We start from the raw sequence: 11972 nt of genomic DNA on the forward strand, positions 1-11972 counted from the left end.
GCCGCCCGGCCGCGGGGACCACGGCGGGCGCACCGCGCCCACCGTTCCCGATGCGCCCCGCCCGGGGCACCGTCACGAGGAAGACACGCATGAGTAGGAACAGGGCTGCCGCAGGGCGGTCCCGGCCGAGAACGGCAGCCGTGGTGGCTGCCGTTCTGATCGGATCACTGCTGCCGACGGTGCCGTTGGCCGCGGCGGCGTCCGCGGCCGGCTTCACGAAGCCCGCCGTCCCGTCACCGGGCACGCCGGTGAAGGTCAAGAACGCGGGTGTGAAGGCCGCCAAGGCGAACACCACGCTCAGCGCCCCGGCCGCGCGCCAGGTGTCCTGGCCCAAGGCCGGCACGGCGAAGGCCGCGCTCGCCCCGGGGAAGGACGCCAAGGCGGGGGCGCTCCCCGTCAGCCTGACGGCGGCCGGCAGCACGCCCGGCGGAGTGTCGGTCGACGTCCAGGTCCTCGGCCGGGACGCGGCCGAACGGGCCGGGATCTCCGGCGTGCTGATGACCGTCGGAGCTCCGACCGGGCCGTCCGGCACCTCGGCCGAGGTCGCGGTCGACTACAGCGCCTTCGCCCAGGCAGGCGGTGCCGGATTCGGTGCGCGACTGCGCCTGGTCCGGCTCCCGGCGTGCGTACTGACGACGCCCGAGAAGCCCGAGTGCCGGGTGCAGACGCCGCTGAAGGGCGGCAACGACACCGAGCACCAGGTCGTCCGGGCCGAGGGCGTCCCGCTGACCGCACCCGCCGCACCCACCGGGCAGTTGCGTCTGCAGGCCACCGGCGGCAGCACCGTCCTCGCCGCCACCGTCGGCTCCAGCGGCCCGTCGGGTGACTACAAGGCGACCCCGCTCTCCTCGGCCTCGACCTGGTCGACGTCGCTGAACAGCGGGTCGTTCACCTGGTCCTACGACATGCCGCTCACCGAGATGCCGGGCGGACTCACCCCGAAGCTGGGGCTCGCCTACAACTCGGGCAGCATCGACGGACGCACCGTCAACAGCAACAACCAGGGCTCCTGGGTCGGCGACGGCTTCAGCATGGACTCCGGCTTCGTCGAGCGGACCTACAAGCCCTGTGCGGACGACGGCGCGCCGAAGACCAACGGCGCTGACCCGGGCGACCTGTGCTGGGCCACCGACAACGCCACCATCGCCTTCGCCGGCCACAGCGGCGAACTGATCCCGGTCTCCGCGGACGAATGGCGGATCAAGGGCGATGACAGCACCAAGATCGTCCGCCTGCGCGACGCCAACCGGGGCAACGGCGACAACGACGGCGAGTACTTCCGCGCCACCACCACCGACGGCACCGCCTACTACTTCGGCTACAACCGGCTGCCTAACTGGGCCTCGGGCAAGCCGGAGACCAAGTCCGTCTACACCGTGCCGGTGTTCGGCAACAACAGCGGCGAGCCCTGCTACAACAGCAGCGGCTTCGCCTCCTCGTGGTGCCAGCAGGGCTGGCGCTGGAACCTCGACCTGGTCGTCGACAGCCACGGCAACGACATCACCTACTGGTACACGCCCGAGGGGAACAACTACGGGCGCAACCTGAAGGCCACCGACCGCACGCCGTACGTCCGCGGCGGTCACCTGGACCACATCGACTACGGGCAGCAGCAGGGCGACATCTACTCCGCCACCGTCCAGCCGATGGCCCGGGTGGAGTTCAAGACCGCGGAGCGCTGCCTGGAGGCCACGGCCTCGCTCTGCGACCCGGCGAACATCAACACCAACCGCCAGTACTGGTACGACACCCCGTGGGACCAGAACTGCGACACCGGCAAGGACTGCGACAACGGCCGGTACTCGCCGACCTTCTTCACCCGGACGCGGCTCAGCCAGGTCGTCGCCAGCACCCTGCGCGCCGACGGCACCCTGAAGCCGGTCGACACCTGGGACCTGACGCACAGCTGGGGCACCGCGGACTTCGACTACCAGCTGCTGCTCACCTCCGTCCAGCGGACGGGCAACGCGACCACCGCCGAGTCGCCCTCGGCCGTGGTGGTGCCGAAGACCACGCTGGTCTACAAGCAGCTGGTCAACCGGCTCGACAAGACCGGTGACGGCCGGGCACCGTTCATCAAGCAGCGCCTGGGCACCGTGATCGACGAGGTCGGCGGGCAGATCGACGTCAACTACTCCGCCGCCGCCTGCGACGAGAACCACCTGCCCACGCCGCAGACCAACACCACGCGCTGCTTCCCGCAGCAGTACCAGCCCACCAACGACGTCCCGGTCACCACGGAGTGGTTCAACAAGTACCTCGTCGACAGCGTGCTGGTGACCGACCGCACGGGCGGCGCGCCCGACATGGTCACGCACTACACGTACCTCGGTGACGCGGCCTGGCACTTCGACGACCTCGACGGCATCACCAAGGAGAAGCTCAAGACCTGGTCCCAGTGGCGGGGTTACGGCCGCGTCCGGGTCGAGACCGGCGGCAACAGCGGGATGTCCACACAGGGCGAGCACTTCTTCCTGCGCGGAACGGACGGCGACCGCACCGACGCCACGGACCGGACCAAGACCCGCTCCGTCTCCGTCGACGACGGCCTCGGCAACCCGATCACCGACGACGACGCCTGGGCCGGGTTCGAGTACCGCACGGAGAAGTACGACGGGCCGGGCGGCAAGGTCCTCTCCAAGACGGTGAACACACCGTGGAAGAAGACCACGGCCACCCGCGTCCGCGACTGGGGCACGACCACCGCCAACCTCACCGGCACCCAGGACACCCGCACCTTCACCTCCCTCGACAACGGGGCGGGCAGCGTCTGGCGCGAGACCCGCACCAAGAGCACGTTCGACGACTACGGCCGCACCACCCAGTCCGAGGGTCTCGGTGACACCGCCGTCACCACGGACGACCAGTGCACCCGCACCACCTACGCCGACAACACCGGCGCATGGATCCTCAACAAGGCGATCCGCGCCGAGACGGTCGCGGCGAACTGCGGTGCGACCGTCGACCGCACCACCAAGGGCGACGGCACCTCCGACGTCCTCGCCGACGTCCGCACCCGCTACGACGGGCAGGCCTACGGCGCGGCCCCGACCAAGGGCGACGCGACACTGGAGGAGACCCTCAAGTCACAGACGGGCACCAAGGCCACGTACCTGGACAACGCCACCGGGTACGACGTCTACGGCCGGATCCTGACCAGCACAAGCCTGGCGTCGACCACGGTGTTCGACACCACCGGCACGCCCGGGCCGGTCACCACCGCGTCCACCAACGCACGCACCACCACCACCGCGTACACGCCGGCCACCGGCCGGCCGACCAGGTCCACGGTCACCACGCCGCCGGCGAAGGCCGGGGACGCCACGACGGCCCAGACCACCACGGCCGACCACGACCTGCTGCGGGGCCAGACCGTCGACTCGATCGACGCCAACACCCTGCGCACGGACGTCGTCTACGACGCGCTCGGCCGGACGCTGAAGGTCTGGCGGCCCGACCACCTGAAGCTCAACTACCCCGGCAGCCCGAGCCTGGAGTACGCGTACGCGGCGGCCTCCGGACAGCAGGCAGCCTCGGTCACCACGAAGACCGTCAACAAGGACAGCAGCCAGGACACCTCGTACACCGTCTACGACGGCCTCGGCCGCGTCCGGCAGACCCAGGAACCCGGGCCGAACAACGGTCGGCTGATCACCGACGCGTTCTACGACGAACGGGGCCAGACCGTCCTCACGTACGCGCCGTACTACGCGACCGGCGCGCCCAGCGCGACGCTCGCCACCGTCGCGGACACGACCGGCGTGGAGACCCAGACCCGCAACGAGTACGACGGCCTCGGCCGGGTCACCAAGACGACCCTGCTCAAGGGCAACGGGCCCGGCACGGCGCTGGCCACCACCCTGATCGCCTACGGCGGCGACCGCACGACCGTCACCCCGCCGCAGGGCGGCACCCCGACCACCACGATCACCGACGCGGCCGGACGCACCACCGAGCTGCGCCAGTACAAGGCGTCGACCCCGACCGGTGCCTACGACACCACCAGCTACTCCTACAACCGTGCGGGCAACCTGACGGGTCTCACCGACCCGGCCGGCACCGGCTGGTCCTGGACCTACGACCAGCTCGGCCGCCGGACGAAGGCCGTCGACCCGGACGCGGGCACCACCACCACGGCCTACAACGACCGCAGCGAGGCCGTCAGCACCACGGACGGGCGCGGGAAGACCGTGGCGACGGTCTACGACAACCTCGGCCGACCGCTGGAGACCCACGACGGCACGGCCACCGGCCCGCTGCTGACCTCCCGCACCTGGGACCCGGCCGGCAACAAGGGCCAGCTCTCCACCGCCAGCCGGTTCACCACCGTCGGCGGCACCACCTACGAGTACAAGACCGCGTACTCGTTCTTCGACAAGCTCTACCGGCCGGGCCGCACCACCTACACCGTTCCCTCCGTCCCCGGCCAGGAGAAGCTGGCCGGCAGTTACACCCTCGGCACGATCTACAGCCTCGACGGCACGGTCGCCTCGATCTCCTACCCGACCGCGGGCAACCTGACCGGCGAGTCGGTGGCGTTCACCTACGACGCCCTGCACCGGCCGACGGCGGCCAGCGGCACGGGCAGCATCCCGTACCTGTCCGGGCAGACCTACGACTACAGCGGCAAGCCGCAGCAGGCCGTCCTGTCCAACGGCACCGCCAACAAGCAGATCACCGTCACCAACTCCTACGAGTTCGGCACCCAGCGCCTGCAGGCCAGCAGCACGACCCTGCAGAACAACCCCACCCCGGTGCGGGCCTCCGCCTACACCTACGACCAGGCGGGCAACGTCACCTCGCTGACCGACACGTCCTCGTACGGGACCGACCGGCAGTGCTTCCAGTACGACTACCTGGCACGCCTCACCGAGGCCTTCACCCCCTCGGGGACGACCTGCCCGACCAGCCCCGCCGGCACCCAGCTGGGCGGCCCGGCGCCGTACTGGACCAGCTGGACCTACAACACCAACGGCACCCGTGCCACTGAGACCCGGCACGACCCCGCGGGCAACACGGGCCAGGACGCGACCACCGGCTACACCTACCCCGCCGCCACCGCCGCGCAGCCCCACGCGCTGAGCGGCACGAGCACCGTCGTCGGCGCGCTCGGAACGCCCGTCCCGGAGACCTACGGCTACGACGCGGCCGGCAACACGCTGGCCCGTCACCTCAAGCCCGCGGCCGACCGGTCGAGCGACCAGGACCTGACCTGGAACACCGAGGGCCGCCTGGCGTCCGTCAACGACACGGTCTCCGTGACGACCGGCGGCACCACCACCAAGACGGCGCGGACCACCGACTACCTCTACGACGCCGACGGCAACCGGCTCCTCGCCCACAACCTGGACAGTGCCGCTCCCGCCGCCGAGAACTGGACGCTCTACCTCGGCAACACCGAGCTGAACCTCGTCAAGGGAGCCCTCAAGGCGAAGGCGACCCGGTACTACCCGTTCGGCGCGGCCACCGCCGTCCGCACGGACGACAACACGGTCACCTTCCAGATCAACGACCACCACGGCACCGCCGAACTCGGCATCGACGCCACCACCAACGCCGTCAGCCAGCGCCGCTCCACCCCCTTCGGCGGCACCCGCGGCACCCAGCCCACCGGCTGGGCCGGCACCCGCGGCTTCCTCGGCGGCACCAACGAACCGACCGGCCTCACCCACCTGGGCGCCCGCGACTACGACCCGGCCACCGGCCGGTTCACCAGCGTGGATCCCCTCCTCGTCCCCGCCGACCCGCAGGCCCTCGCCGGCTACACCTACAGCGACAACAACCCGCTGACCTTCAGCGACCCGAGCGGTCAGATGCTGAACTGCGGTGGCGAGGAAGCGAACTGCCCGACCGGCGGTCACTCGGGGGGCAACGCACCGGGCGGCAGCGGGGACAGCGGCGGCGGCAACGGCTCGGGGGGCAACCCTTGGGCCGACGAAGACGCCGTCATCAGCAACCTGATCGCCAAGTTCACCCCGAAGAGCAACGACAGGGACGAACTGCTCCGCTGGTACTTCGACTTCACGTACGGCCAGCAGGCGTTCAACGGCGACTTCTGGTTCGGCGCGCACCGCGGCGAGAACGGACAGACGTCCTACCTCTGCCTCGGGCGTGAAGCCTGCATCCAGGCGGCCCGCTACCTCCAGAAGCACGACGACGTCGCCGGCGCCAAGCGCATCGCCGCCACCTACTGCATCGTCAACGACTGCGGTGCCAGCCAGGGCGCATTCGACGCACTCAGCGCGAAGTCCGAGGAATTCGCCGCCCTGATGTCCGACGGCCTCGGTTCTCTGAAGGGCCTCGGCTCCGCCAAGCCGGCCGCCGGAGGCTCCTTCCGGGACCGCATCGTGACCCGGCTCAAGGGGTGCAACAGCTTCAGCCCGGACACCCTCGTCCTCATGGCCGACGGCACGCTGAAGCCAATCGCGGACATACGCCCCGGGGACGAGGTAGAAGCCGCCGACCCGGATACCGGTAAGGACATCGGCGCCCGAACCGTCACGACGACCTGGCTCAACAAGGACACCGACCTCCAGGACGTCCAGGTCCAGGCCGAAGACGGCACCAGCAGCTCCATTCACACCACCGCCCACCATCCCTTCTGGGACGAGACCACCCACACCTGGACCACGGCAGACCGCCTGTCCCCAGGTCACCGCCTCGCCACACCCAACGGCACCGCCCTCGTCACCGCCATCCGCACGGTGCCTGGCACGGCCAGCATGCACAACCTCACGGTGGATGAGCTCCACACGTACTATGTACTCGCTGGTACGACCCCGGTCCTGGTTCACAATTCGGATGGACCATGCGGAATGCTGTCCAAGCCGGGCGCGATCGCGAAGGCCACCGGCTATTCCGTCAAGCAGATCAAGGATGCCATTCATAAGGTGAAGGCCCAGGGCGGATGGCGCGGGATCGGAAGCAATAAGAACCCTGATATGCTCATTGACCCCAAGACCGGCGAGGTGCACCCGCAGCTGCCTGATGGAACTCCGGGAGAGAGCATTGGAAACATCTTCGACCATCTTCCGGAGGAATAGTGATTGACGAACTTGGCGACCGCTGGATCATCGGACTGAGAGGTACCCCGGTAGTAGCAGCCACTCAAACGTCGGATGGTCAGGAGCTCACGGTAACTCTCGCTGGCGGGGTGGTGTTGGAAACTTTCGGCCCGACGCTCCTGACAGATGGGCCGGCCACCGCCCCGGACGCAGTGGCGCTCCCCGGCGAAGAAGTGGTGAGACTGATCGGCGCAACTGTCTTGTCGGCGGTCGCATTCAAATCCGGATCGCTGCGGATGGTATTCAGCACAGGTCATCACCTGAATGTTCGTAGTGCTGAATCCGAGGCGACAGCTCGAATTCGGAATGATGGCGTATTCGAGTGGTCATGCCGAGAAGGCATCGGCACAATGAGAGCCTTCCGACCCGAGGATCTCTAACCTTGGGATTTTTCGGTGGCCCGCAGGTCTGTCCTGCGGGCCACCGTCGTTAGCCGCGTGTAAGTGCGTCGAAGTCGATGGCAAGATCCTGCTGTTCGACACGAGCCAGATGTAGTGAATAGCTATAGAGGCCCCGCCGGAGTGCTCTGGCGGGGCCTCTGGGGTCTTGACGGCAGTAGTTGACGGCAACGTCAGCGGACGGGGGTTGCACAAAGCGGTGGGCCGTCGCCGTCGTCGGGGTCGGTGGCGGCCTCGGAGGGCTTGCCGAGGGCGCGGCCGAGCAGATCGATGGCGTCGCGCTGGAGGCGGAGGCGGACGTGTGCGTAGACGGTGGCGGTGACGCCGATGTGGGCGTGCCCGAGGAGTTCCTTGATGACGACGAGTTCGACGCCTTGTTCCAGGAGGAGGGTCGCGGTCGAGTGGCGGAGGTCGTGGAAGCGGATCTGCCGGAGGCGGGCGCGGCGGAGGAGTGCGTCGAAGTATCGTGTGAGGGTGGCGGGTTCAATGGGGTGGCCGGCGACCGGCCTGACGCAGTACCGGGACATCGGGGCCCGCGCAGCGGCGGTCTTCGACACGGCGGCCAGGCTGCCCGGGCAGGTGTTCGCGGCGCCGCCGGGCGAGGTGCTGTTCTGCGAGTTCGACGCGGTGCTGACGGAGGAGTTCTGGCCGGCGCTGCGCGACATGGCCCGGTGGCACGGTGACGACCGGGTGGATCTGCTGGTCCTCGAACAGGACGGCGGCCTCCCCGGGTGCGGCCGGTACCCGGCGGTGTCGCTGCCGGTCGGGGCCTGCGCGGAGGACTACTGGGCGGCGATCGGCTTCGATCCGGCGGACGGCGACGCCCTGGGGTCGATCGCGATTTCGGCGGACGTCGTCGCCGTGACCGGCCCGTCGGGGCGATGGGGGTGCTGGGGCGAGCGGGATCCCGAGGTCGCGGTCTTCCGCGGTTTCCCGTCTCCGGCCGTCCGGGACGCGTGGCGTGCCGAGCACGGGCCGTTCCTGGAGGTGTCGGGGGCACTGGCCTCGTACCTCCCTCCGACGTTCGGACGATCCGGCGTGCCGGAGTGGTACGCCGCCGAGCTGACCGCCCGTTACGGACGCTGAAGCCCCCGCCGGACGGATCCGGCGGGGGCTGCGGGGCCGGCGGGGCCGGGGTCAGCGGTAGGCGGGGATGCCGGTGAGGGCCTGGCCGATGACGAGGGTGTGGATCTCGCTGGTGCCCTCGTAGGTGAGGACGGACTCCAGGTTGTTGGCGTGGCGCAGCGGCGAGTAGTCCAGCGAGATGCCGTTGGCGCCGAGGATCGTGCGGCACTCGCGGGCGATGGCGATCGCCTCGCGGACGTTGTTGAGCTTGCCGACGCTGACCTGCTCGGGGCGGATCCGGCCCTGCTCCTTGAGGCGGCCGAGGTGGATCGCGAGCAGGGCGGCGTTGTTCACCGAGACCGCCATGTCGGCGAGCTTCTGCTGGGTCAGCTGGAAGCCGCTGATCGGTCGGTCGAACTGGATCCGGTCGCCGCCGTAGGCGAGGGCGGTCTGCAGGCAGTCGCGGGCGGCGCCGACCGCGCCGAACAGGATGCCGAACCGCGCCTCGTTCAGGCAGGACAGCGGTGCACCGAGCCCGCGGGCCTCCGGCAGCTGCGCGGAGGCGGGCAGCCGGACGTCGGCGAAGCTGAGCTCGGCGGTGGTGGAGGCGCGCAGCGACAGCTTCTGCTTGATCTCGCGGGCCTCGAAGCCGGGGGTGCCGCGCGGGACGAGGAAGCCGCGGACGCCCTCCTCGGTGGCGGCCCAGACGGTGGCGATGTCGGCGATCGCGCCGTTGGTGATCCACATCTTGGCGCCGTTGAGGATCCAGTCGTCGCCGTCGCGGACGGCCTTGGTGCGCATGCCGGCCGGGTTGGAGCCGAAGTCCGGCTCGGTGAGGCCGAAGCAGCCGATCGCCTCGCCGGCGGCCATCCGCGGCAGCCACTCCTGCTTCTGCTCCTCCGAGCCGTACCGGTGGATCGAGTACATCGCGAGCGAGCCCTGCACCGAGACGAAGCTGCGGAAGCCGGAGTCGGCGGCCTCCAGCTCCAGGCAGGCGAGGCCGTAGGCGACGGCCTGCGTGCCGGCGCAGCCGTAGCCCTCCAGGTGCATGCCGAGGACGCCGAGCTTGCCGAGCTCGGGGGCGATCTCCCGCGGGAAGTGCGCGTTCTCGAACCACTCGGGCAGGTTCGGGCGGACGTGGTCGGCGAGGAAGCGGGCCACGGTCGCCTGGATCTCCCGCTCCTCGTCGGTGAGCAGCGAGGGGATGTCGAGCAGGTCCAGCGGGTCCTTCATCGGGCCGGTCACGGGAGGTCTCCGTTCGTGGGGTGGTCCGCGGGGTTGTTCGCGGGGTTGTTCGCAGGCCGGTGGGGTGCGTCGAGCCAGGCGAGGAGTTCGTCGGTGTGCTCGCCGAGCCGTGGCGGGGCCAGGCGGTAGGCGGGCGGGGTGCGGGAGAGGCCGATCGGGTTGGCGACCAGGCCCTGGTCGGTGCGGGGCGAGAGTCCGAGGCGTTCGGCGAGGCCGAAGGCTCCGGCGAGGTCGTTGACCGGTCCGCAGGGGACGCCGAGCGGGGTGAGGTGCTCGAACCAGGCGGCGGCGGTGCGTTCGCGCAGCCGGCCGCCGAGCTCCGCGGCGAGGTCCTCGACGTGCGCCACCCGGTCGGCGTTGGTGGTGAAGCGCGGGTCGTCGGCGAGGTCGGGGGCGTCCAGGCCGCGGCAGAGGGCGCCGAACTGGCGGTCGTTGCCGACCGCGACCACCAGCGGCCGGTCGGCGGCGCGGAAGACCTCGTACGGGGCGATGGAGGGGTGCCGGTTGCCGAGGATGCCGGGCACGGCGCCGGCCAGGGTGTAGCCGGCGGACTGGTTGACCAGGCTGGAGAGCAGCGTGGAGAGCAGGTTGACCTCGACGAGCTGGCCGCGGCCGGTGGTGTCGCGTTCGCGCAGGGCGGCCATGATGCCGAAGGCGGCGTGCAGTCCGGTGAGCACGTCGACCAGGGCCACCCCGGCCTTGACCGGCTGTCCGGGGCCCGGGCCGGTGACGCTCATCAGGCCGCCGACCGCCTGGATCAGCAGGTCGTAGCCGGGCAGTGCGGCGCCCTCGCCGGTGCCGAAGCCGGTGATCGAGCAGTACACGGCGCGCGGGTTGGCGGCGGCGACGTCCTCGTAGGCGAGGCCGTGCTTGGCCATCGTGCCGGGGCGGAAGTTCTCCACCACCACGTCGGCGCGCCGGACGAGTTCGAGGGCGCGGCGGCGGTCGTCCTCCTCGCGGAGGTCGAGGGTGAGCGAGCGCTTGTTGCGGTTGACCGAGAGGTAGTAGGTGGCCTGGCCGTCGGGCGCGTAGGGCGGCCCCCAGGCCCGGGTGTCGTCGCCGCCGTCCGGGCGCTCGACCTTGACCACGTCCGCGCCGAGGTCCGCGAGGAGCATCGTGGCGTACGGGGCGGCGAGCACCCGGCCGAAGTCCGCGACCAGCACTCCGGCGAGCGGCGCGCACGCAACCGCTGCTCCGGCGATCGATTCGGTCGGTTCCATCCCCATCGACACCTCCTTCGTTCGGCGTGGCACACATTCTGTGCACCCGAACCGCGGTTTGGCAGGCGACGAAATGGAGTGTCGCCAGGGGCGCCGGCTGGACGTTCCGTCCAGGTCCCCGCCGGCGCGGCGGCCGGGTGCGGGCGGTTCCGCCCGGTTCGAGGCGTCAGGCGGCGGGCGGGGCGGTCGACAGGTCCTCGACGACCTCGGCGCCCGGCAGGTGGGCCAGCAGCGCGCCCGGGGCGATCAGCAGCTTGCCGGCCCGGTCGCCGCCGCCGAGCACGATCTCGGTGCGGCCGAGCACCGGCGCGTCGACGTAGACCGGCATCCCGGGCGGCAGCGCCACCGGGGTCACCCCGCCGACCTGCATGCCGGTCAGCGCCACCGTCTCCTCGGCGCTCGCGAAGGAGACCCGGCGGGCGCCGAGCAGCCGCTTCACCGCCCGGTTGACGTCGAGCCGGCGGGTCGCCTGCACCAGGCAGGCGGCGTAGCGGCGCGGCTCGGTCTTGCCGACCACCAGGATGCAGTTGACCGAGTCCTCGAGCGTGTGGCCGTACTCCTCGCAGAACTGCGCGGTGTCGGCGAACGAGGGGTCGATCTCCAGCCAGGTGTACGGCACCGCCCAGCCGTCCAGAACGGCGCGGACGGACCCGGCGATGCTCTGCGTGCTCTCCATGTGCCCCGAAGCTACCAGCCGGTCGCCGCCGTCCGGCAGAACGGTGGCGACACGGCCGCCACGGGCGCCGCGCGGCGGTTCGGTCCGCCGCGGCGAGCAGTCCGGCCGGGAGGCCGGGCGCGGCGAGCAGGACGAGGACGAGCTCCTCGGCGTGCGGGTCGGACTCGGCGCCGAGCACGGCCGCGCGCCTCGTGGTCGGCCCCCAGGCCGTGGGCGGCGGCCCGGTCCGCGGCGGTGGCGGCGGTCTCGGCCGGGTCGCCGAGCCGGTCCTGCGGGCAGTCGTGGTCGAGGGCGGCCTCCGGCG

General features: G+C 70.8%; 7 protein-coding genes and 1 pseudogene. 3 read left to right on the top strand and 5 right to left on the bottom strand.

The window, feature by feature from the left end:
- The coding region (locus ABZ641_RS14855; protein ID WP_359981976.1) for a hypothetical protein at positions 1-259 on the bottom strand (259 nt) is incomplete at its 3' end.
- Here ABZ641_RS14855 and ABZ641_RS14860 point away from each other — a divergent pair.
- Positions 249-7043, top strand: a complete 6795-nt coding sequence (locus tag ABZ641_RS14860; protein WP_359981979.1) for a polymorphic toxin-type HINT domain-containing protein — start codon at positions 249-251, stop codon at positions 7041-7043. The genes ABZ641_RS14855 and ABZ641_RS14860 overlap by 11 nt on opposite strands.
- The gene (locus ABZ641_RS14865; protein WP_359981981.1) at positions 7043-7444 is read left to right on the top strand and encodes a DUF6188 family protein; all 402 of its coding nucleotides are present in this window, start codon (positions 7043-7045) and stop codon (positions 7442-7444) included. The genes ABZ641_RS14860 and ABZ641_RS14865 overlap by 1 nt, the downstream gene beginning before the upstream one ends.
- A gap of 191 nt (positions 7445-7635) precedes the next feature.
- Here ABZ641_RS14865 and ABZ641_RS14870 read toward each other — a convergent pair.
- Positions 7636-7953: pseudogene (locus ABZ641_RS14870) on the bottom strand (tyrosine-type recombinase/integrase); the annotation flags it as partial.
- An 88-nt stretch (positions 7954-8041) separates the two neighbouring features.
- On the opposite strand from ABZ641_RS14870, the gene ABZ641_RS14875 reads away from it, so the two are divergent.
- On the top strand, positions 8042-8548 hold the full coding sequence (locus ABZ641_RS14875) for a hypothetical protein (RefSeq protein WP_359981983.1): 507 nt from the start codon (positions 8042-8044) through the stop codon (positions 8546-8548).
- Positions 8549-8599: 51 nt separating this feature from the next.
- Here ABZ641_RS14875 and ABZ641_RS14880 read toward each other — a convergent pair whose 3' ends face one another.
- The 3 genes from ABZ641_RS14880 to ABZ641_RS14890 all read right to left on the bottom strand — a co-directional run bounded on the left by ABZ641_RS14880 (position 8600) and on the right by ABZ641_RS14890 (position 11668).
- Complete coding sequence (locus tag ABZ641_RS14880; RefSeq protein ID WP_359981987.1) at positions 8600-9760, bottom strand: acyl-CoA dehydrogenase family protein; 1161 nt, start codon at positions 9758-9760, stop codon at positions 8600-8602.
- Positions 9761-9768: 8 nt separating this feature from the next.
- On the bottom strand, positions 9769-10992 hold the full coding sequence (locus ABZ641_RS14885; RefSeq protein WP_359981985.1) for a CoA transferase: 1224 nt from the start codon (positions 10990-10992) through the stop codon (positions 9769-9771).
- Between the two features lie 166 nt (positions 10993-11158).
- Positions 11159-11668 carry a YbaK/EbsC family protein gene (locus ABZ641_RS14890; protein ID WP_344627496.1) on the bottom strand — a complete coding sequence of 170 codons (510 nt, stop codon included), beginning with the start codon at positions 11666-11668 and terminating at the stop codon, positions 11159-11161.
- Positions 11669-11972: the final 304 nt, after the last annotated feature.

This window comes from Kitasatospora sp. NPDC007106 (assembly GCF_040634455.1).
Lineage (GTDB): Bacteria > Actinomycetota > Actinomycetes > Streptomycetales > Streptomycetaceae > Kitasatospora > Kitasatospora arboriphila.